The organism is Thomasclavelia sp. (genome assembly GCF_047249845.1).
Taxonomy (GTDB): Bacteria; Bacillota_I; Bacilli_A; order Erysipelotrichales; family Coprobacillaceae; genus Thomasclavelia.
The window spans coordinates 19,380-41,329 of sequence record NZ_JBKTWO010000007.1; the positions used below are offsets into that span (position 1 = coordinate 19,380).

Here is a 21,950-nt window from a genome sequence, read left to right on the forward strand (position 1 = left end):
AGCTTATAAATGCTTTCGTTTCTTTATCAGTATAATTGTTAAAAAAACAATTCCAATAACTATAGCATATTGTTTGAGATATTTACTAATTAAGATCCAATTATTACCCAATAAAATTCCTAAAAATACTAATATTGTATTCCAAATAATTGTTCCAAGTAGAGTATAAACTGAGAAACTAAAGAAGTTCATTTTGGTTATTCCTGCAGGAATCGAAATAACTGAACGGATAATAGGAACTAAACGACCTAATAAGACAGCGAAACTACTATATTTATCAAACCACTTAACTGAACGATCAAAATCATTTTCTTTAAAATGACATTTTAATAATATTATTTTGATATAATCAATTTTAATTAAATAACCCATAAAGTAAAGGATAACAGCACCTAAATATGAAGCTAGAGTTGCAACGATTATAATACCATACGGTTGCAATGAACTTATAGTAGTTAAAAAGCCGCCAAAAGTTAAGATTACTTCACATGGTATAGGAGGAAATATATTTTCAATTGTAATTAAAATGAAAATGGCTTTATATCCATATAAATTAATTAGAGCAAGGATACTTGTTAGCATTATATCCCTCTTTTCTAGATATTGGAATTATTTTATATGCAAGATATATCAAAGTATTATCAAATGGTAATAATATTATTGTTGACACTATATTGAAAAAAGTATGCATGTAGGCTATTTGCATCATATAATTAGGTGTTAAAGAGCTAATAAACTTAACAAATGGTATAAAGTAAGAAGCGCCTACAAAAACAATTGTACCAAGTACATTTATTAAAATATGAATAACTGTAAGACGTTTAGAGTTACGATCTCCATTTATAGATGCTAATAAAGCTGTAATACAAGTACCGATATTTTGACCATAAATAACATTAGTAGCCATAGCAAAGCTGATTAATCCTTTTTGATAAATTGTTTGTAATACCCCTACAGAAGCAGTTGAACTTTGAATAATAGCAGTAAATACAGTTCCGGCAATTATTGCTGTAAGGGGATTACTTAGTTTTGCAAATAGTTCAATGAAGTATGGTGAACTTTGAAGCGGGGTAAGAGCAACTGACATAGAATCCATTGCTAAAAAAATTAATCCTAAAGCCATAATGACTCTACCCAAATAAGTTAATTTATTTTTTGATAACATTAAAATTAGACCTATTCCACAAAAATAAATAGCAGATTGTCCTAAATCTAAAGCTATCATTAAACCAGTGACTGTAGTTCCAATATTAGCTCCTAAAATAATCCATGTAGCTTGATTTAAAGTAATGAGATGACTGTTCAATAATCCAATAAGAATAACAGTTGTAGCAGAAGAACTATGAATAATTGCAGTTATTGCTGTCCCTATTAATACACCAAGATATTTGTTTGATGTTAGTTTATGAAGAATATTTTTTAATTTGTTTGTTGCTAGAGTATCAAGACTTGATGACATCAGATGCATACCGTATAAAAAAACACCTAAACTCAATATAAATCCAATTATATTTTTAATAATAAAATCACATCCTTATTAATAAGTATATTAATAAATTAATAAATAATGTTTATTTTCAAGATAATCATAAGATGATACAATAAATAAAAGGATGTGAAATAATGAATTATAGTGTAGTTGTATTATGTGCTGGTAAAGGGACTAGAAGTGGGTTGAATTACAATAAAATGTTATACAGTTTTAAAGATAAAACTGTATATGAGATGACAATGGAGTTGTTTTTGAATGATAAACGTTGTAAACAAATTATTGTGGTTACCAAAAAAGAAGAAGTTAGTGAATTAAAAAAATTAATTGTATCAGATAAAATAGAATATATTTTTGGTGGTAAAGAGCGACAGGATAGTGTTTATAATGGTTTACAAGTAGTGAATCAAGATTATGTTTTAATTCATGATGGGGCTAGACCATATTTAAAAATTGAAAATGTAAATGACTTGTTGAAATGTTTAGAAAGTAATGACGCTTGTTTATTAACAGTACCTGTTAAAGATACAATAAAAATATGTCAAGATGGAAAGGTAGTAGAAACTTTACCTAGATCAATGTTGATGCAAGCCCAAACACCACAGGCTTTTAAAACTAGTTTAATTAAAGAATGTTATCAATTAGGTAAGGATAGTGGTTTTTTAGCAACGGATGATACATCGTTAGTAGAAAAATTTAAAAATACTGAGATAAGAACTGTTATGGGAAGTTACGATAATATTAAGATAACTACTCCTGATGATTTATAAAAAGACATTTTAAAGTGTCTTTTTTAATGCTATCCAACCGGTACTAAAAATAAGATGAAACTATCATTTATAGATGTTAAAATAAATAAAGATTCAGAAAGAGGGATTCAATGGAGTGGAATGAAAAACTACAACAAATTGTCGATTATATAGAAAACCATTTACAAAGAAAAGAAGAGCCTATCAATGTAGAAGAAATATCTTTAATAGCTGGGTGTTCATTTAGTTTTTTTCAAAAAGTTTTTTCCTATATGAATGGAATAAGTTTTGCTGAATATATTCGTTATAGAAAATTAACATTGGCAGGATATGATTTAAAAAGTACAGATATTAAAGTGGTTGATTTAAGTTATAAATATGGTTATGAATCACCAACATCTTTTACAAAAGCTTTTCAACAGTTTCATGGCGTTTCTCCTAAACAAGCTCGTGAAAATGATGTTGAGTTACAAGTGTATCCTAAAATGAATCTTATTGATAAGCAGAAATATACATGGAGGCTTGAAAGTAAAAAGTCATTTCGTTTAATTGGAAAAAGTATTAAAGTTTCATGTACAGATAATGTTCATCATAAAGAAATATTAAAATTTTGGAGTGATATTCAAAAGGATGGAACCTTTTTTCAATTGGTTTCAATGGATGAAGGTAATCCTAAGGGAATGTTTGGGATGTTTGGTAAATATGATAAATATTTCAATGAGATTGAGTATTCTATCATGGTAATATCTAGTCAAAAATTGTTACAGGGATTTGTTGAATATATTATTCCAGAAGTTACATGGGCTATTTTTGATTGTCGAGGCGCTATGCCTAAGGCGATTCAAAGCGGCTGGAAATTTCTGAATGAGGAATGGATAATAAAGTATCCGTTTAAACATGCTAAATGTCCAGAATTTGAATGGTATAGTAATGGAAATATATATGACCAAAATTATTTAAGTCAAATTTGGATACCAATTTTAGAAGAAAGATAAGAAGGAGAATTAGATGTGGAAGATAAATTTAAGTTATTTCTTGAATATATAGATGAAGAAAATCGAGATTTTGTCAAAGATTTAAATGATTATTTAATTAATAATAATTGTAAATGTGATATAAAGTCTGCTAAAAGTGGATATCTTGTTTCATATATTTTAAAAGATAATAAAAGGACATTAGCTTCATTTGTGATTCGTAAATCTGGAGTTAAACTACGTATTTATCCAGAAAATATTAATAAATATCAAGGGTTATTAAATACTTTACCAAATAAAATGAAAAAGGATATAAAAAAATCTTCTGTATGTAAAAGATTGGTTAATCCAAATGACTGTAATCCTAAGTGTGTTAAAGGATATAGTTTTATATTAGATGATCAGATATATCAAAAGTGTAGGTATATGGCGTTTATGCCAACTTTAAATATTGAAAATAATTTTTATATTAAACAATTTTTAGAACAGGAATTAACTTATCGAGTATAAACTTTATAGTTTATAAAACACCACGTTTGTTAATGTGGTGTTTTTAATGTATAAATTCATCGTTTGTTCTGTTTTTCAATCATATCAGCATATAAGGGGGTAACCATACCAAACCCACCATGGATCGCTAAAATTTGACCAGTGGTGAAAGCAGATTCGTCACTAGCAAAATATATAACAGCATTAGCTATTTCTTCGGGAGAAGCCATTCTTTTAATCGGAGAGTGTCTTAAAAAGAAATCTTTAAAAACAGAAGTTAAGTTATTATTTACGGCATCAGTTGCAGTCATACCAGGAAGTATGGCATTACATCGAATATTATAAGAAGCAGTTTGACCAGCAATTTCTTTAGTTAAATAATTAATCGATGCTTTTGATACACCATAAGCAATTTGGGATATATCAGGAATTATTCCACTAATTGAGCTGATATTAATAATACTTCCGCCATTTTCTTTCATATATTTAATAGCATACTGACTTGCAATAAATACACTACTGATGTTCATATTGATAATGTTAATAAAATCATCATATTTAGTATGTTCAATATTTAAATCAATTTTAGGATTTGAAGTACCAAAATTATTTACTAAAACATCAATTTTTCCTTCGCCTTTAATTACCTCATCAATCATTGTTATATAAGTTCCTTGTTTATTGGCATCATTATATACAACTTTAACATTATAACCACTATTGTTTAACTCTTGAGCTATTAAATTAGCGCGTTCTAAATTACGCGCAGCCATATATACAATCGCACCTTCTTTTGCACAGTTTTTTACGATTGCTAAACCAATCCCACGAGTGGAAGCTGTAACTAAAATAACTTTATTTTCTAAACGCATATTTTTCCTCCATATAATAATTATAGCCAGATATATTTTTTTAAACAAAACAGTGATAAAATCAAAGAAATTATTGCTTTGTTAAGGATGTTGTGCTATTATATCTTAGCATGTAAAAATATTAATTTACTTGCCTGCTTATCTTACAAGAGATAAGCCAATAGACCATAGGAGGTATAGAAATGAACAAATATGAGATTATGTTTATTGTAAAACCTGATGTTGAAGAAGATGCTAGAAATAAATTAATCGAAAGCTTTAAAGGAATTTTAACAGCTAACGATGGGACTATTGATAGCGCTGATGAATGGGGATTACGAGATTTAGCATATGAAATCGAGGATTACAAAAAAGGTTACTATGTAGTTGTAAATGCAACTTGTACACCTGCAGATGTTGCTGAGTTTGAACGTTTATCAAACATTAATACATCTATGTTACGTCATTTAACGCTTCGTAAATAGTAGGAGGCATGTTAAATGATAAATAGAGTAGTCTTAGTTGGGCGAATGACTAGAGATCCTGAGCTTAGAAGAACACCTCAGGGAGATGCTGTTACTTCATTTACTTTAGCAGTAAATCGTAACTTCACATCTAGAGATGGTCAACAACAAGCTGATTTTATTAACTGTGTTGTTTGGCGTAAACCAGCTGAGAATGTAGAAAGATATTGTTCTAAAGGAAGTTTGGTTGGAGTTGAAGGAAGAATTCAAACTCGCAGCTATGATAATGCTCAAGGACAAAAGGTATATGTAGTTGAGGTGATTTGTGATAGCGTACAGTTTTTAGAAACTAGAGCTGCTCGTGAAAGAACACAATCACAACCTCAAATGCAAATGCAGCAACCACAAAATAATGATAATTTCTATGATATGAAAACAGTAGAATTAGAAAAAGAATTTGATAATTCGCTTAATACATATGATATCATGGAAGATGATATTCAGTTTTAAAGAAAGGAGTTTTTAAAATGGCATTCAGAAAACAAAGAATGGGTAGAAAAAAAGTTTGCTACTTCACAAAAAATAACATTACTTACATTGATTATAAAGATGTTGAATTATTAAAAAGATTTGTATCAGCTAATGGAAAAATTATTCCTAGACGTGTAACAGGTACTAGTGCTAAATATCAAAGAATGTTAGCTACTGCTATTAAACGTGCTCGCCAAATGGCTTTATTACCATATGTAGGTGAATAATCTATAAACTGAACTCTCGATTTATTGGGAGTTTTTTTATGTTTATAAGATAATAATTGTGTATAAGATTAGATTAATAAAAAATATTTAAATGAGTTTATTAAATTGTTTTTTTATATAAAGTGTACAATTATATAAGAAATGAATTTAAAATCTTATAATTAGAGATGTTTTTGTAAAATGACTAGTAAAAAATAAGATTTTAATTTATAAATTATTAAAAACTAAATTATCTATAACAAAAACAACCTTTAATATGTAGGTTGTTTTTTTATCATTTAATTTAAGAGATAAATTGATAAATTTAGATATCCTGCAAAAGTTACCCATAATAAATATGGAATCATCAAATAACCGGATATTTTTTCAATTTAATAAAATAATATTGTTGTTGTTAAAATTAACAGCCATAATATTACGAGCCAAATAAACGCAATTAAATATAACTCTAAATTAAAGAAGATAATTGACCAAAAAAAGTTAAAGAAAAGCTGGATAATATATACAGTTAAAGCAGTTTGATTACGTTTATTAGATATCCAGACAAAATACGAGGCTATTCCTATTAATATATATATAATCGTCCATACTATAGGAAACAGCCATCCAGGTGGAGATAAAGAAGGTTTTTGAAGATTTTCAAATGTTATCATTTGATTTTGACTCAAAAGAGCTGAAACAACACCGACTGTAAGTGGAATAGCAATACAAATAAAGAGTTTTTTTGGTTGTATTTTCAAAAAATCACCTCTTTAATAAGGTATGATAAAAGTTAATCTTTTATGATGTTTTATATATTAAAGGAAATATTCTTTAATATTTGTTATAATGTAATTAGGAGAGGGGATAGTATATAATAATAAATATATTATTGAATAAATTTATTATATGGAGGTATATTTATGGCATTGTTTGATGATTTAAGTAAAAAGGCAGCTAAATTTACTGAGAAAACAATTGAAAAGTCTTCTGAATTAGCAGATACAGCTAAATTGAAGATTAGTATTAAAAGTGCACAATCAGATTTGGATGAACAATTTATTGAATTAGGTAAAGTTTATTATGATATGATTTGTAAAGATAATGTATTTGATGAAGATACTGCAAAAATTGTTCAAGAAATAGATATTATTAAAAGTAAAATAGTTAAATTAGAAAATGATTTAAAAAAAGTTAAAAAAGATTAAAATAAAAAACTATACTAGTTAATAAGATTATTAGTATAGCTTTTTTGTATATTACTTTATATTAGAATAAATATCTTCATATTCCTCATCAATTACATGCCAAAAATCAGCATTTTCTATACCTAGTTTTTCTGGATAAAAAATAGGGTCTTTACCAGCTTTTTTTTGTTCCATATAATCATTTAAACATTTAAATGCTATTTTACCAAGCAATAAAATCACAACAATATTCATAATAGCCATGAATCCCATTAATACATCAGCAAGATCCCAAATAGTATTAAAACTAGCCTGAGCACCCCAAAAAATAACTATAACAGTTATAATTCTAAAGATAAATAAAGCTTTTTTATTATCAATTATAAATTTAAAGTTACTTTCAGCATAACAATAATTTCCAATCAATGAAGAAAATGCAAATAGAAAAATTGATATTGTTATAAAATGAATCCCATATTCACCTACACTTGAAGAAATTGCTTGTTGAACAAATGGCATACCAGTCAATCCAGAATCAACTCCATAGCATAATAACATAAAAGCTGTGGTAGAACAAATTAACATAGTATCAATAAAAACTGAAATAGTTTGAACTAATCCTTGTTTAACGGGATGAGAAACATCAGCTGTTGCTCCTGCATTTGGTGCAGAACCCATCCCTGCTTCATTAGAGAATAATCCGCGTTTAATCCCGTGCATAACACATGAACCTGCAAATCCCCCTGCAATAGCTTTAAAATCAAATGCTTGTGTAAAGATATTATTAAAAATCAATGGTAACTTATCAATATTACTAAAAGTTATGTATAAACCTAATAGAATATATAAAATAGCCATTACAGGTACTATTTTTGAACTAATAATACCAATACGATGAACTCCTCCAAAAATAACAGCAGCGGTAGCTATTGCTAAAACAGCACCAATAATTAAAGCAACAGCTTCATTATTTGCAAAATAATATTCAACTGCACTGCTAACATTGTATGCTTGTAAGGGATTGAATCCAAATATAAAACAGGCGATTAATAAGCAGGAAAAGATTATTCCTAGCCATCTTTTACCAATTGCTTTTTCTATATAATAAGCAGGGCCTCCTCTAAATGAATCACCATCTTTTTCTTTATAAACCTGAGCCAAAGTTGATTCAACAAAAGCACTAGCTCCACCAATCAAAGCAATGATCCACATCCAAAAAATAGATCCAGCCCCACCAGCTGCTAATGCAGTTGCAACACCAGCAATATTTCCAGTTCCAACTCTAGAAGCAGTAGAAATCATTAAAGCTTGAAAAGAAGAAACACCATTATCATGATGGGATTTTTCTTTTAATAAGCGGATTCCTTCTGGTAATAGTCTGAATTGTACAAATTTACTACGAATAGTAAAATATAAACCAGCCACGATCAGTAATGCGATTAAAATATTACTATATAAAAATTCATTTAATAATCCAAGTATTTCTTGAATCGAAAACACAGATTCACATCCTTTATAATTTTATTACACAATGATAATTTATTTGTGCTACTCTATGTTATCATTTTTAATTCAAGGTGTCAAAAATTGTATTGCATTGAATACATTAAGATTATTCTAACATATTCCAACAGTGATTTAATGGACCGCTACCTTTTCCTAAATCAAGATTTGCATTTAATGCACCAGTAATATACTCTTTAGCTCTAGCAACACTATCAATCATTGAATATCCAATTGCTAAATTTGCTGCAATTGCTGAGGAAAGAGTACAGCCAGTACCATGAGTATTAGGGTTATTAATTTTTTCACTTTCTAACCATGTAATATTTCCTTGGTAATAAAGTAAGTCATCAGCCTTATTTTCAAAATGTCCACCCTTTATTAAAATATAACCATTATAAAAGGTACTTATTTTTTTTGCTGCTTCGAGCATTTTCTTTTTACTATCTATTATCATATCAGCTAGAACCTGAGCTTCAGGAATGTTAGGAGTAATAATACTAGCAAGGGGGATAAGTGATTCTTTTAAAAGTTTTAATGCACTATCTGCCAGTAATTGAGATCCACTAGTCGAGACCATAACAGGATCAACAACAATATTTTTTACAGTATATTGTTTTAGTTTTGTGACAATAGTTTTAATTAAGGAAGGACTTGAGACCATTCCGATTTTAATAGCCTCAGGATAAATATCTTCAAAAACACAATTAAATTGTTCATTTAAAAATTCGGGGGTAACTTCCATAATATCACGAACACCAGTCGTATTTTGAGCAACTAATGCAGTAATTATACTCATTCCATATACTTTATGAGCCGTCATTGTTTTTAAATCAGCTTGTATACCAGCTCCACCAGTAGGATCTGTTCCAGCAATTGTTAATACTTTTTTCATTATAGGACCTCCATATATTTTATGTTTTTAAATGTTAAGTCACTTATAGATTTAATTTTTATCCAATCTTTTAAATTACTCTGATCAGCAACACCCCAAACAATAAATCCGGCTTTTTTAGCTGTATTTATTGCATGTAAAGCATCTTCAATAACGATACATTCATTAATTTTTAAATTTAATTGTTTTGCTGCATACTTGTAAATATCAGGATTTTGTTTAGTTAGAGAAGTATCATCACATGTGATAATTTGATTAAAATAGTCTATTAATTTATGCTTTGTTAAGATTTTAATTGTTAAATCTCGTTGATTAGCAGTTAACAAACATAATTTTTTATTTAATAAGACACATTTTTTAATAAACTCTCTAACACCAGATTTTAAATTGGCTTCATTTAAATATTGATATTCGATTAAGTCTAACACTAAATTTTGAATCTCAGTCAAGCTTTCACTTAAATAGTACCTTTTTTTTATGTAGTTAATAGCTTCTTTAATTGATAACGGAGCTAAAATATTTTTTAGTTCATTATCAACAATAATACCTTTATTCTTTAAAAATGTTATAGCAGCATTTTCCCATATCTCCATAGAATCAAGGAGAGTTCCATCCATATCAATAATATATCCTTTAATCATATCCTAACATCCTTACTAGTTGATTGGTGTTAGTTATAATATCATTTGCTTTCATAATCGCAGAAACGACAGCTACACCTGCAATATTAATATTTTTTAACTTGGAAACATTATCTATAGTAATTCCTCCAATTGCAACTACAGGAATATCAATGTTGCTGCATATTTCCTGTAACTTATCTAATGTTATATTAGTTGCATCATTTTTAGTTTCAGTAGGGAATATAGCCCCAACACCTACATAGTCAGCGCCATCACGTTTAGCTTGAAGAGCCTCTTCAAGATTATGAACTGAAACACCTAAAATCTTATTAGTTCCAATTTGTTTGCGAACAATTAAAGCAGGTAAATCATCTTGACCAATATGAATACCATCACTATCCACAGCTAAAGCAACTTCAAGATTATCATTAATAATTAAAGGTATATCATATTTCTGACAAAGTTTTTTTACATCCTTAGCAATATTTATAAATTCTTCATTGGTTAAGTTTTTTTCTCGTAATTGAATAATTGTTACACCGCCTAAAATAGCTTTTTCTAGATCATCAGTAAGTTTACGACCATTAAGCCATTGGCGATCAGTAACAAGATATAATTTCAACATATCTCTATATAACTTCAATTTTAACACCTGCTTTAAATGTGTTATATTTAACAGTGCTTAAAGCATCAATTAAATAGGTTCTAAAACTACTAGTGCCTTCATCACGATCTCTAATTTTTTGACTAGCGATTTCACCACAATAACCCATCAACGCAACAGTATAAGCAGTAGTTTCTAATGGTGAGCTTTGACCAACTGCTAAAAAAGCTCCAAGAATTGAAGTAAGCATACATCCAGTTCCTGTAATTTTAGACATTGTTTCACATCCATTATATATAGCATAGGCTTTATCTTTTGATGCAATAATGTCAATAGCTCCAGTAATGGCAATAATGGCCCCTGTTTTTTGACTAAAATTTTTTGCAAATTTTATTACCTCATTAATATTATCTTTTGTAACAATGTCATTAATATTGGCATCAACTCCTTGGGTAGTGGACATATTTGTAGCTAATGCTTTTATTTCAGAAATGTTACCTCTAATTACATTAAATCTAACATTTTTTAATAATTTTTTAGCGGTATCAGTACGAAACCTGCTAGCTCCAGCACCGACTGGATCAAAAATAATAGGGTGATTTAACTGATTTGCTATCTTACCAGCTTTAATCATTGAAAAAATAGTTCGTTCATTTAAAGTACCAATATTGATTACTAATGAATTACAGATTGTTGTAATATCTTCTACTTCATTGATATCATCTGCCATAATAGGTCTCCCGTTAACTGCTAGAATAGCATTTGCACAATCATTAACAGTAACGTAATTTGTAATACAATGAACTAATGGGTTTCTTATTTTTATTTCATTTAAAATATTTTCAAACATTTTCTTCCTCACTTTCTTTTAAACAAAAAGAGAATATGCCAAAGAAACATATTCTCTATACTTTAATAAGCAGCTATGTTCCCTACGTTGGCATTATCCAAATCAGGTAATCGGTCGAAGTTCACAACTTCCTCTCAGCCTGTTTACAGACTCCCGTGATTTCTTTTATATCATAACACTATTAGAGTATTTGAGCAATATAAGTTATAAAATTGTAAAATTTGCTGATAATGATAGAAAGAATTGAATTTTTAAATGTTATAGAGTATAATTAATAGGGTTTGCGATAAAACTCAGAACGGAGCGATAGAATGAAAGAAAATTATGATGTTGTGGTTGTTGGTGCTGGTCCTGCAGGGATTATGGCATGCTACGAATTATATTTAAAACAACCAGAATTGAAAGTATTGCTTATAGATAAAGGGCAAGATGTTATGAATCGTCGTTGCCCAATTAAAGAAAAAAAAATCAAAACTTGTCCAATTATTAAAAATGGTGAACCTGGGTGTTTACCTGCTTGTTCAATTACTTCTGGTTTTGGAGGAGCAGGAGCTTATTCTGATGGGAAATTTAATATCACCAGTGAATTTGGTGGCTGGTTAACTGATTATTTATCTAATGATGAAGTTGAAGATGTTATTAGTTATGTTGATAATTTATATTTAAAGCATGGAGCAACTAAAGATATTACTGATCCTACAACAGATAAAGTTAAGGATATTGAACATCGTGGATATGCAGTTGGTTTAAAAATGCTAAGAGCTAAAGTAAGACATTTAGGAACTGAAGAAAACTTACGTATTATGACAGAAATGTCTAATGAATTAAAACAGCATATTGATGTAGCATTTAGAACAGCGGTTAAAGAAGTTGTCGTGAAAGATGGACATGCTACAGGGATAGTTTTAGAAAATGGAAATATTATAAATGCTAAAAAAATTGTTTTGGCACCTGGAAGAGATGGCTCAGCTTGGTTAACAAAGGTACTTAAACAACATGGATTAGAATTGTATAATAATCAAGTTGATATTGGAGTACGAGTTGAAACAAGTAATATAGTAATGGAAGAAATTAATAATAATTTATATGAAGGAAAGTTTATTTACAATACTAGCGTTGGGACAAAAGTAAGAACTTTTTGTTCAAATCCTTCAGGACATGTAGTAATTGAAAATCATAGTGGTACTATGCTGGCAAATGGTCACGCGTTTCATGATCCTAAATTAGGTAGCAAAAATACTAATTTTGCTCTACTAGTATCACATACTTTTAGTGAACCGTTTAATCAGCCTAATGAGTTTGCTCATGAGGTAAGTCGTTTGGCTAATAAATTATCTAATGGTAGTGTGATTGTTCAAAGATATGGTGATATTAAAAGGGGACGTAGAACTACATATAAGCGTTTAAAAGAAGGATATACAGTTCCTACATTAGCTGAGGCAGTTCCAGGTGATTTAGGACTGGTATTACCATATAATACGATGAAATCAATTATTGAGATGATCGAAGCATTAGATAATGTTACACCAGGAATTGCTAATGAACATACTTTATTATATGGAGTTGAAGCTAAATTTTACTCTGCTCGTCCTAAGGTAAAAGAAGGCTTTGAGTGTGAAATTGATGATTTATATGTAGCAGGTGATGGTGCTGGCTTAACTAGAGGGTTGGCGCAGGCTGGTGCAAACGGGATTATTGTTGCAAGACATATTATTGATTGTTTAAAATAGTAATTAATTTGTTATAATATAACTATAGCTATATATTTAAGTGATTGTTTGTGAAAGGAGAAAACGCTTTTGGTAAAGTAATTAATACTCCTAAAATTACTGCAGATAAGATTGAAATTAGTAATTATATTGATGTGATTTCTCCGACTTTAAAATCAGTTGATATCGATGTATAATAGATGATTTATTTGTAAATAGGTTATATTTTATAACCTATTTTTATTTTTTTATTGACGAGTAAATGATACTTTAGTATACTCTATTCATACTATAACAGTAGGTTAAGGAGGAGAAAGATGGATTTTGAGCTTCTAGAACTACTTAGAAATAACTTCCGTAATGGACGAATGTATTGTTCTTTATAATCTATAAATAACAAACATTAAGAAAAGAGGGAAGAAAAATGAGTAAAAAAAATTTAAGATTTGAAACAAAACAATTACATGTAGGTCAAGAAACAACTGATCCAACTGGGGCTAGAGCTGTACCAATATATCAAACGGCAGCTTATGTTTTTGATAACTGTGACCATGCCGCTTCTCGGTTTGAATTAAGTGATGCCGGTAACATTTATGGACGCTTGACTAATCCAACTGAAGATATTTTTGAACAGAGAATAGCAGCATTAGAAGGTGGAGTAGCAGCTTTAGCTCTAGCATCAGGAGCAGCAGCAGTAACTTATGCAATTGAAAATATTACCCGATCAGGTGATCATATTATTGCATCTAAACAAATTTATGGAGGAACATATAATTTATTAGCACATACTCTAACTAATTATGGAGTTAGTACAACATTTGTTGATGGTGATCAACCAGAGAATTTTAAAAATGCATTGCAAGAAAATACTAAAGCAATTTTTGTTGAATCATTAGGTAATCCTAATTCAAGTCTAATTGATGTTGAAGCAGTGAGTAAGATTGCTCATGAACATGGTATACCATTAATCGTTGATAATACATTTGGAACACCTTATTTATTCAGACCAATTGAACATGGTGCTGACATTGTGATTCATTCTGCAACAAAATTTATTGGTGGACATGGAACAACTTTAGGTGGGGTAATTATTGATTCAGGTAACTTTGATTGGACCGTTTCAGGAAAATTCCCGCAATTAAGTGAACCTGATCCTAGCTATCATGGAGCAGTATTTTCTAAGGTGGCAGGAGCAGCGGCATTTGTAACAAGAATTAGAGCAGTGGTTTTAAGAGATAAGGGTGCCAGTATATCTCCGTTTAATGCATTTCTATTATTGCAGGGATTAGAAACTTTGTCTTTAAGGGTTGAACGGCATGTTGAAAATGCTTTAAAAGTTGTTAAATATTTAAATAAACATCCAAAGGTTGCTAAAGTCAACCATCCCTCACTAAATGACAGTATTTATAATAACCTATATCAACAATATTTTCCAAATGATGCTGGTTCTATATTTACATTTGAAATAGCAGGTGATGAAGATGATGCGAAGAGGTTTATTGATAATTTAGAGATTTTTTCTCTTCTAGCAAATGTTGCAGATGCTAAATCATTAGTGATACATCCAGCATCAACTACTCATTCTCAAATGAACGAGACTGAGTTAAAGGATTCAGGAATTAAGCCTAATACAATTAGATTATCGATTGGTTTAGAGCATATTGATGATTTGATAGAAGATATAGAAAATGCTTTTAATTATATATGATCAAGTGGTTGTGCTATCTATTATAAGAATTTATGAGGTATAATGAAGCTGAGGTGATACATAATGAGTGAGCTTATAAAAATACCTTATGTTGGTAGAGCAACAGAAGCATCGTTAAAATTGATTGGTTATAATACTTTAGAATCCTTAAAAGGTGCTGATCCAGAATTAATGTATAAAAAGGAAAGTGTAATAAGAAAAAAAAGTATCGATCGTTGTCAATTATATATGTACCGTATGATAGTATACTATGCAAATACTCCTAATCCTGATCCTGATAAATTAAAATGGTGGTATTGGAAAGATTGATATTGACAAGTATGATTAGATAAGTTAAGATTACAACGATAAATAAAGGCGATGAATAGAAGAGTAGTTGTATTTGCTGCATTTTAGAGAGTCTCGGTAGGTGGAAAGAGATAATGTGGAATATAATGAAGAAAGACTAGGAGCTGTATCTAGGATATTTGAATTGATTAGATAACGTAGGCCACGTTACAGGCAAAACTATTATTTGATAGTTGTTGAGGTTAATAAGGTGACTTATTAACGAATTAGGGTGGTACCACGATACTCTCGTCCCTTTAGCGGATGAGAGTTTTTTATATTTTAGGAGGAAAAAATGGAAGAAAGAAAGTTTAGCGAACAAGAGTTAGTTCGCCGTGAAAAATTACAAGAGCTAGTAGATAAGGGAATTGATCCTTTTGGACAACGGTTTGATGTTACTGCATATTCAAAAGAAATTAAGGAAACTTACGGTGATAAGACGCATGAAGAATTAGAAGAAATGGCTGTTGAGGTTAAAGTCGCTGGAAGAATTATGACAAAGCGTCGCAAAGGGAAAGTGTGCTTCATGCATATTCAAGATCGAGATGGTCAAATCCAGTTATATGTACGTAAGGATGCAGTCGGTGAAGATGTTTATGAAATTATCAAAAAAGGTGATATTGGAGATATCGTTGGTGTAAAAGGAACCGTATTTATGACAAATACAGGGGAATGTTCTATTAAGGTTGAAGAGTATACTCATTTAACTAAGGCTTTACGTCCTTTACCAGAAAAATATCATGGATTAAGTGATGTTGAAGAACGTTATAGAAGAAGATATGTTGATTTAATCATGAATGAAGAAGCTCGTAAAATTGCTTTTGCAAGACCAAAAATAATTCGTTCTATTCAACATTATCTAGATAATCAAGGCTATGTTGAGGTAGAAACACCTGTATTAAATCCAATTTTAGGTGGTGCCAGTGCGAGACCTTTTGTTACTCATCATAATGCTTTGGATATGAATTTTTATTTACGTATTGCAACTGAATTAGGATTAAAGAGATTAATTATTGGTGGTATGGATGCGGTTTATGAAATTGGACGTTTATTCAGAAATGAAGGAATGGATAGAACACATAATCCTGAATTTACAACAATTGAAGTTTATAAAGCCTTTAGTGACCTTGAAGGGATGATGGATTTAACTGAAGGAATTATTTCAAATGCAGCTAATGAAGTTTGTGGTACATATGAGTTAGAATATAAGGGAAATAAGATTTCTTTAGCACCAGGATTTAAACGTATTTCAATGACAGATGCAATTAAAGAAAAAACAGGAATTGATTTTGCTGATCAATTAAGCTTTGATGATGCTAAGAAATTAGCAGAAGAGCATCATATTGAGGTAGAACCTCATTTTGGCTATGGTCATATTATCAATGAATTCTTTGAAAAATATGTTGAAGAAACAATTATTGAACCGACATTTGTCTATGGTCATCCAATTGAGATTTCACCACTGGCAAAGAAGAATTTAGATGATCCACGTTTTACACAACGTTTTGAATTATTTATCTGTGGTAATGAATATGCTAATGCATTTACTGAATTAAATGATCCAATTGATCAATATGAAAGATTTGCTAATCAATTGAAAGAAAAAGAATTAGGTAATGATGAAGCAAATGAAATGGATTTAGATTATGTAGAGGCTTTAGAATATGGTTTACCACCAACAGGTGGTATGGGAATGGGTATTGATAGACTTGTTATGTTGTTAACTGGGCAAGAATCTATCCGTGAAGTGATTCTATTCCCGCACATGAAAAATAAATAATTATTATACACAGTGTACTTTGTAAAATATACTGTGTTTTTTAATGATTTTTTGGTTAATATCAATTTTTTTAGACTAACATTTTAGAATAAGTACTAAGGAGTTATGTGTATAAAACATACAATTATGAATATAATAAAATTATATTAACTACAACTTGATTATGGTGAAATGAATTGCTAAATATGATATAATATTAATAGAAAATAAGCCTGAAAGGAGTGTCTTTGTATGAGTGAAGAAACGAGAAAAATCATAGATGAAGTCAATGCGACAATGCGTCTTGAGGGTATGCCTTTGACGGCTGATGACTTAGAAATGCTTAGAAGATGCTTAGAAGGAGAATCAACTTTTGATTTTGAAAGACAACGCATTTTTAAGGAGATTGCTCTTTCAAATGGATAAATATAAATATAGCTATGAGTACAGTTCTAACTACTGCTATCCAGGTTGTGATGTCTTAATTAATAAATTAAATATTAAAGATGAAACCTTTAAAAGCTATTCATAAATATTTGTTTCAAGACTTATATGATTGGGCAGGTAAAACGAGAACATCTAACATTGCAAAGAAGGATTTATTTTGTCTATCACAATTTATAGATAGTTATGCAAGTGATGTGTTTGGTAAACTTAGAAACAAAAATTATATGATTAATTCTTCATTTGATACTTTAATTGACGGATTAACATCTTTATTTGGTGATATAAATGCTCTGCATCCATTTCGTGAGGGGAATGGTCGATCACAAAGGGAATTTATAAATATGATCGCAAGAATTAATGGATATGAACTTAGTTTTGTGAGTATAACTGCAGATGATATGATTGAAGCTAGTCATATGATAAATAATGGTCACGAAGAAATGATAAGAGTTTTATTTGAAAAGAATATTCATAAAATAGATTCTAGCAAGCAAATAGATTATATTGATAAGTATGTAAAAAATAGAATATTAAAAAAACAGCTGTTAACAGTGGTTTCAAAGTAATATATTGATTTAGTTAAAAGAGAATTAAACATTCATGGTGGACGCATAAATGGACACAGTTTATGTATTTTTATAGATTATTATATGTAAAATCTATATTTTAAGGGTATAAAAAGATACATAAATACATATAAAAACATGTGTTTTAAGTTGTGTCTAAACGAAATGGATTTAGATTATGTAGAGGCATTAGAGTATGGACTACCACCAACAGGTGGTATGGGAATGGGTATTGATCGACTTGTGATGTTATTAACTGGACAAGAATCGATCCGTGAAGTGATCCTTTTCCCTCATATGAAAAACAAGTAAGATAATTACAAGTGAATAGAGATTGAAAAAGCTCGTTATAATCGTATAAATTGCGATTTTACGGGCTTTTTGCTTTGTGTGGGAAAGGAGTGATTTCAAAAAGAAAACTGTCAAAAAACTGTCAAGAATGTGAGGTGGGAAAATAAATAAAGATTGTTGCCACAGTGTGGCAACAATTCAAAACGATTAAAACAAATAAAAAATTTTCTATTCACTGCGTGGGAAATTATGATGGAAAGAATATTGAACTCATTGAGTACAATATTAGAAAGTTTTTATATGTGAGTATAAGAGTACTGAGTAAAGCACTGACTAAAGTACGTACTAAAAAAGGCTACCTTATGGTAACCTTCAACCTATGTATTTGTTATGTAAGTGATACTGTTCTAGTAACTGTACCATTCTTTACATCAAATTCAACAATATTTAAATTGAATTTTAATGGTAATTTATGACCTGCAAAAAGTCCGATAAACATTTCTATTGCTTGATTTATTTCATCAACAACAATATCAACACGTTTGAATTCATTGATTTTATCAAACATGAAGAATGGTGCTATGAAATCAGCTACAGTTCTTTGATTTAAGTTCTCTCCGTCTTTAATATTACATCTAGCATGAAATGAATCAACTAAGATTTTATTATTAGGCTCACGTTTTTTAGTAGCAATACCAGAAAAAATCATTTGCGAACCATCTAATGTAGTATATGAAGGATTAAAGATTACATTATATCCATTAAGATATAAATAACACAAGTATCTTTGATATACGGAAATTTTATTGATTTCATCAGGGGTTAATCCATCTTTTTCAGTAGGTATTATGCACAGTATTTGTTCAGCAATATCAATTGGTTGAACTTCTAATATTTCAGCTAGTTTATGTATTGTTTGCATACTTGGATTTTTAACATTATCAGCAAGTATCTTACGAATTGCGACAGTAGTCATATCTAACTTGTTTGCTAATTCATCAAGCGACATGTCTGAATTGTCTATTAAATTTTGCATAAATGTTGCATAGCTCATTATATTCACATCCTTTATATGTTGATTATAACATCATTGAAATGGAAAATAAACACCAAATTAAATAAATGCAAATAAATTGTTGCAAATAGTTTAAACTTGTTATATATTATAGTTGTAAACTAAAAGTACAAAGAATATGTGCAAATAGTTTACAGATAGGAGTGATGCTTATGATTGTATTAGAGATTGAAAATAAAAAGGTTAATTAGCCACGTCTGGTAAACTTGCTAATTAACCACCAACCGAAAGAAGAACCCTTAGGTATTTTTCTTTCATTTAGAATTATATCAAATTTTGGTTCTTCTTTCTATCATTTATGAAAGGAGATTTAAAAATGCCAAGTTATACACAAGAAGAATTATTAAAAAAAGATTTTAAAGATGTTGATAAAGGTATTTTCGGTGGGTTACTTAGAAGTGGATTGTATATTCTAGGTGCAACAAGTAAAGTCGGAAAAACAATGATTGCAACATCATTAGCCAATGCAGTAGCAACTGGTATAGAATATTTAGGAAGAGTGAATAGAAAAGGCAAGGTTATTTATTTTGATAATGATAACTATGATTTTGAAACGAAAGATCGAATACTAGCCCTAAAATTTGCTGGAACACCTAATATTAGATATGTATTTGGGGAAGATGCATCTAGTATTCGCAATATTAAAAATGAATTAAAATATGAAATAGAGGATTTAGAAAATTATATATTAGTGATTATTGATTCATTTATTGGGCTAGATGAATTTATTGAAGAAGATCAAAGTTATCAAAAATTATATCCAGTTATTAAAGACTTAAGAGATTTCATTGTAGAAAGAGGATTAGTTTGTATAATCTTACATCATACAAAGAAAGGTGAAGCAACTGGGCAAGATAAGTTAATTGGTTCTAAAGCAATGACTGGTGCAACTACTAGTACAATTATTATCAATGTAGCAACAGAGTTTTCTAAAACAGGAACACTAGAATTTATCTTAAGACATAAAAAGGATAGTATTCCAATTAAGAAAGATGTTGATGATATTAATTGGATTCTTGGAGATGATGAAGAAGATGGAACGGAGGAAATTCCAAGAAATATTTTAAACTTAATCAACGCAGTAGTTTCTAGAGAAAGCAAAGAAATTAAAGGTACAGCACAAGAAGTTGTAAATGAAACTAAAATGGAAGTCAATCCTTTTTCCTTGTTTAAGTATATAGTAAAACACAAAGAAATTCTTGAACAAAATTATATTCACTTTGAAAAGGGTAAGTCAGGAAAAAGATTTATTTTAGTTCGATACGAAGGAAAAACGTATGATTTGGGACAGTTGGACAGTTGCGAACGTATATGCTTTAAAGTGTCCGAAGTGTCCATTGAACAGATTAAAATTCAAGATTAAAAAATCAAAAGCAACACCAAAAAAATATGGTGTAGCAAGTTATACCAAAATGCGTGGCTTTTGGAAACTTGCCCTGCTGGGAGCTTTTGTTTTAAGGAGTGTGATGTAAATGGCGCACGTTGAAAAGTATATGCGAAGTGATATTACAGGTCTAGCCATTCATTATGAACGTCGAGATGGACATCAGTTATCCAATGAAGATATTGATATGAGTAGAAAATATTTGAATTATAATCTGGCAAGTGAATTACAGCCTTTAACATCAGAGCAATTTATTAAGCAACGACTAAGTGAAGTGAAACATATCAATCGTAAAGATATAAAAGTGATGGTAGATTGGATTGTCACTTTACCAAAGAATGTACTTGAACAAGATGAAGATCATTTCTTTGAATTCACTTATGAATTTTTAAAAGAAAGATATGGTGTTAAAAATGTAGTTGGTGCATGGGTACACAAAGATGAGAAAACACCACATATTCATTTTAGTTTCGTTCCTGTCAGTGAAATTGATGGAGTTGAAAAACTAAATTGCAAAACAATAATTTGTAGATCTGAATTGAAGAAGTTTCATCCAGCACTACAACAATATTTAAAAGAGAAACTTGGATATACACCAGAAATTCTAAATGAAGCAACAATCAATGGAAACAGAACGGTTAAAGAATTAAAACAACATGAAGATTTAAACTTCAAAAAGAGTATAGCGAATATCACAAATCATATCAAAGCAAGTCAAGAAGTAGTTACACAAGCAGAGAAGATTGACTTTGAGGCATCAGGATTATTGGAAAAAACAAAATCATTAAAGAAAAGTAATGAAGTGATTGATGAGTTTAAATATCAAAATAAAGTATTACAAGCAGATAATATATCTTTAGGTCAATTGGTTGTTGTTCAAAAAGAACAACTTGATAGTTATCGTAAAATGCCTTTGGCGAAACAGTTAAAAGAGAAAGAGCAAGTAATTGATAATTTGTATTCGTCTATTGATTCACTTGAAAAAGAGATTGATGATTATAAATATGATAATTATAAACTTAGAGAAAACAATCATATAGCGACTAATAAGATTGATAAATTAAAACAAGAAAAACATCTGTTTGAAACATTTATTGAGATGGTCGGTTTATCAAAGGTATTTGAAACTTTCAAAAGAAAGTATATTGCGAATGATTATCAAATAGATATTCATGATTTAAAAGATATTTGCGAGAGGGCAGTTTTCAAAGTGAAAAAAGTATTTGAAACCATCTCAAAGTAAATTGATTTCTTAAATAAAAATAATAA

General features: G+C 29.6%; 25 protein-coding genes, 2 pseudogenes, 1 riboswitch and 1 other annotated feature. Of the genes and pseudogenes, 17 read left to right on the forward strand and 10 right to left on the reverse strand.

Annotated features, from left to right (window positions below; all coding sequences use genetic code 11):
* Nucleotides 1-3: 3 nt before the first annotated feature.
* Complete coding sequence (locus tag ACLR9T_RS02855) at nucleotides 4-582, reverse strand: DedA family protein (protein WP_413108026.1); 579 nt, start codon at nucleotides 580-582, stop codon at nucleotides 4-6.
* Nucleotides 554-1,522, reverse strand: coding sequence for a Na/Pi cotransporter family protein (locus tag ACLR9T_RS02860; RefSeq protein ID WP_413108097.1), 969 nt, complete (start codon nucleotides 1,520-1,522; stop codon nucleotides 554-556). The genes ACLR9T_RS02855 and ACLR9T_RS02860 overlap by 29 nt, the downstream gene beginning before the upstream one ends.
* 101 nt (nucleotides 1,523-1,623) lie before the next feature.
* Between ACLR9T_RS02860 and ispD the strand changes: the two genes are divergently transcribed.
* The 3 genes from ispD to ACLR9T_RS02875 all read left to right on the forward strand — a co-directional run bounded on the left by ispD (nucleotide 1,624) and on the right by ACLR9T_RS02875 (nucleotide 3,722).
* Complete coding sequence (gene ispD / locus ACLR9T_RS02865) at nucleotides 1,624-2,259, forward strand: 2-C-methyl-D-erythritol 4-phosphate cytidylyltransferase (protein ID WP_413108027.1); 636 nt, start codon at nucleotides 1,624-1,626, stop codon at nucleotides 2,257-2,259.
* Nucleotides 2,260-2,369: 110 nt separating this feature from the next.
* A complete protein-coding gene (locus ACLR9T_RS02870) occupies nucleotides 2,370-3,233 on the forward strand; it encodes an AraC family transcriptional regulator (RefSeq protein WP_413108028.1) in 864 nt (287 codons plus the stop codon).
* A gap of 15 nt (nucleotides 3,234-3,248) precedes the next feature.
* Nucleotides 3,249-3,722 (forward strand): hypothetical protein, encoded by a 474-nt coding sequence (locus ACLR9T_RS02875; protein WP_413108029.1) that lies wholly within the window; start codon nucleotides 3,249-3,251, stop codon nucleotides 3,720-3,722.
* 56 nt (nucleotides 3,723-3,778) lie between these two features.
* Here ACLR9T_RS02875 and ACLR9T_RS02880 read toward each other — a convergent pair whose 3' ends face one another.
* Complete coding sequence (locus ACLR9T_RS02880; protein WP_413108030.1) at nucleotides 3,779-4,573, reverse strand: SDR family NAD(P)-dependent oxidoreductase; 795 nt, start codon at nucleotides 4,571-4,573, stop codon at nucleotides 3,779-3,781.
* Nucleotides 4,574-4,755: 182 nt separating this feature from the next.
* Between ACLR9T_RS02880 and rpsF the strand changes: the two genes are divergently transcribed.
* Genes rpsF through rpsR form a run of 3 tightly spaced genes read left to right on the forward strand, consistent with a single transcriptional unit; the run spans nucleotide 4,756 to nucleotide 5,774 of the window.
* Nucleotides 4,756-5,037: a 30S ribosomal protein S6 gene (gene rpsF / locus ACLR9T_RS02885; RefSeq protein ID WP_413108031.1), complete on the forward strand. Its 282-nt coding sequence runs from the start codon at nucleotides 4,756-4,758 to the stop codon at nucleotides 5,035-5,037.
* Between the two features lie 15 nt (nucleotides 5,038-5,052).
* Entirely contained in the window at nucleotides 5,053-5,526 is a 474-nt protein-coding gene (gene ssb / locus ACLR9T_RS02890) for a single-stranded DNA-binding protein (RefSeq protein WP_413108032.1), read from the forward strand.
* 17 nt (nucleotides 5,527-5,543) lie between these two features.
* Nucleotides 5,544-5,774: a 30S ribosomal protein S18 gene (rpsR, locus tag ACLR9T_RS02895; RefSeq protein ID WP_278631951.1), complete on the forward strand. Its 231-nt coding sequence runs from the start codon at nucleotides 5,544-5,546 to the stop codon at nucleotides 5,772-5,774.
* A 278-nt stretch (nucleotides 5,775-6,052) separates the two neighbouring features.
* Here the strand turns inward: rpsR and ACLR9T_RS02900 are convergent.
* A pseudogene (locus ACLR9T_RS02900) lies at nucleotides 6,053-6,514 on the reverse strand (TspO/MBR family protein).
* A gap of 162 nt (nucleotides 6,515-6,676) precedes the next feature.
* Here ACLR9T_RS02900 and ACLR9T_RS02905 point away from each other — a divergent pair.
* A complete protein-coding gene (locus tag ACLR9T_RS02905; protein WP_413108033.1) occupies nucleotides 6,677-6,961 on the forward strand; it encodes a hypothetical protein in 285 nt (94 codons plus the stop codon).
* Between the two features lie 51 nt (nucleotides 6,962-7,012).
* Here the strand turns inward: ACLR9T_RS02905 and ACLR9T_RS02910 are convergent, their stop codons facing one another.
* The 5 genes from ACLR9T_RS02910 to thiM form a co-directional block, all read right to left on the reverse strand.
* Nucleotides 7,013-8,440, reverse strand: a complete 1,428-nt coding sequence (locus ACLR9T_RS02910; protein WP_413108034.1) for an alanine/glycine:cation symporter family protein — start codon at nucleotides 8,438-8,440, stop codon at nucleotides 7,013-7,015.
* A 112-nt stretch (nucleotides 8,441-8,552) separates the two neighbouring features.
* Nucleotides 8,553-9,338, reverse strand: a complete 786-nt coding sequence (gene thiD, locus ACLR9T_RS02915) for a bifunctional hydroxymethylpyrimidine kinase/phosphomethylpyrimidine kinase (RefSeq protein WP_413108035.1) — start codon at nucleotides 9,336-9,338, stop codon at nucleotides 8,553-8,555.
* Nucleotides 9,338-9,979 (reverse strand): HAD family hydrolase, encoded by a 642-nt coding sequence (locus tag ACLR9T_RS02920; RefSeq protein ID WP_413108036.1) that lies wholly within the window; start codon nucleotides 9,977-9,979, stop codon nucleotides 9,338-9,340. The genes thiD and ACLR9T_RS02920 overlap by 1 nt, the downstream gene beginning before the upstream one ends.
* Nucleotides 9,972-10,604: a thiamine phosphate synthase gene (thiE, locus tag ACLR9T_RS02925; RefSeq protein WP_413108037.1), complete on the reverse strand. Its 633-nt coding sequence runs from the start codon at nucleotides 10,602-10,604 to the stop codon at nucleotides 9,972-9,974. The genes ACLR9T_RS02920 and thiE overlap by 8 nt, the downstream gene beginning before the upstream one ends.
* Entirely contained in the window at nucleotides 10,591-11,415 is an 825-nt protein-coding gene (gene thiM, locus ACLR9T_RS02930) for a hydroxyethylthiazole kinase (RefSeq protein ID WP_413108038.1), read from the reverse strand. The genes thiE and thiM overlap by 14 nt, the downstream gene beginning before the upstream one ends.
* Before the next feature lie 61 nt (nucleotides 11,416-11,476).
* A riboswitch (TPP riboswitch) is annotated at nucleotides 11,477-11,582 on the reverse strand.
* Nucleotides 11,583-11,726: 144 nt separating this feature from the next.
* Between thiM and ACLR9T_RS02935 the strand changes: the two genes are divergently transcribed.
* From ACLR9T_RS02935 to ACLR9T_RS02970, 8 genes and pseudogenes are all read left to right on the forward strand, one after another.
* Nucleotides 11,727-13,145: an NAD(P)/FAD-dependent oxidoreductase gene (locus ACLR9T_RS02935; RefSeq protein WP_413108039.1), complete on the forward strand. Its 1,419-nt coding sequence runs from the start codon at nucleotides 11,727-11,729 to the stop codon at nucleotides 13,143-13,145.
* 50 nt (nucleotides 13,146-13,195) lie between these two features.
* A complete protein-coding gene (locus ACLR9T_RS02940; RefSeq protein ID WP_413108040.1) occupies nucleotides 13,196-13,321 on the forward strand; it encodes a hypothetical protein in 126 nt (41 codons plus the stop codon).
* Between the two features lie 227 nt (nucleotides 13,322-13,548).
* Nucleotides 13,549-14,832 carry an O-acetylhomoserine aminocarboxypropyltransferase/cysteine synthase family protein gene (locus ACLR9T_RS02945; RefSeq protein ID WP_413108041.1) on the forward strand — a complete coding sequence of 428 codons (1,284 nt, stop codon included), beginning with the start codon at nucleotides 13,549-13,551 and terminating at the stop codon, nucleotides 14,830-14,832.
* Between the two features lie 63 nt (nucleotides 14,833-14,895).
* Nucleotides 14,896-15,141, forward strand: a complete 246-nt coding sequence (locus tag ACLR9T_RS02950) for a helix-hairpin-helix domain-containing protein (RefSeq protein ID WP_413108042.1) — start codon at nucleotides 14,896-14,898, stop codon at nucleotides 15,139-15,141.
* 42 nt (nucleotides 15,142-15,183) lie between these two features.
* Nucleotides 15,184-15,419, forward strand: a binding site (T-box leader).
* A gap of 35 nt (nucleotides 15,420-15,454) precedes the next feature.
* Nucleotides 15,455-16,939 carry a lysine--tRNA ligase gene (gene lysS, locus ACLR9T_RS02955; RefSeq protein WP_413108043.1) on the forward strand — a complete coding sequence of 495 codons (1,485 nt, stop codon included), beginning with the start codon at nucleotides 15,455-15,457 and terminating at the stop codon, nucleotides 16,937-16,939.
* A gap of 231 nt (nucleotides 16,940-17,170) precedes the next feature.
* Nucleotides 17,171-17,344 (forward strand): antitoxin VbhA family protein, encoded by a 174-nt coding sequence (locus tag ACLR9T_RS02960; RefSeq protein WP_413108044.1) that lies wholly within the window; start codon nucleotides 17,171-17,173, stop codon nucleotides 17,342-17,344.
* Between the two features lie 80 nt (nucleotides 17,345-17,424).
* Nucleotides 17,425-17,931, forward strand: coding sequence for a Fic/DOC family protein (locus ACLR9T_RS02965; protein WP_413108045.1), 507 nt, complete (start codon nucleotides 17,425-17,427; stop codon nucleotides 17,929-17,931).
* Nucleotides 17,932-18,090: 159 nt separating this feature from the next.
* A pseudogene (locus ACLR9T_RS02970) lies at nucleotides 18,091-18,243 on the forward strand (amino acid--tRNA ligase-related protein); the annotation flags it as partial.
* Nucleotides 18,244-18,610: 367 nt separating this feature from the next.
* Here the strand turns inward: ACLR9T_RS02970 and ACLR9T_RS02975 are convergent.
* Nucleotides 18,611-19,276 (reverse strand): helix-turn-helix domain-containing protein, encoded by a 666-nt coding sequence (locus ACLR9T_RS02975; protein ID WP_413108046.1) that lies wholly within the window; start codon nucleotides 19,274-19,276, stop codon nucleotides 18,611-18,613.
* Between the two features lie 337 nt (nucleotides 19,277-19,613).
* Between ACLR9T_RS02975 and ACLR9T_RS02980 the strand changes: the two genes are divergently transcribed.
* Both ACLR9T_RS02980 and mobV read left to right on the forward strand, forming a co-directional pair.
* On the forward strand, nucleotides 19,614-20,660 hold the full coding sequence (locus tag ACLR9T_RS02980) for an AAA family ATPase (protein WP_413108047.1): 1,047 nt from the start codon (nucleotides 19,614-19,616) through the stop codon (nucleotides 20,658-20,660).
* Between the two features lie 109 nt (nucleotides 20,661-20,769).
* Nucleotides 20,770-21,924, forward strand: a complete 1,155-nt coding sequence (gene mobV, locus ACLR9T_RS02985; protein ID WP_413108048.1) for a MobV family relaxase — start codon at nucleotides 20,770-20,772, stop codon at nucleotides 21,922-21,924.
* Nucleotides 21,925-21,950: the final 26 nt, after the last annotated feature.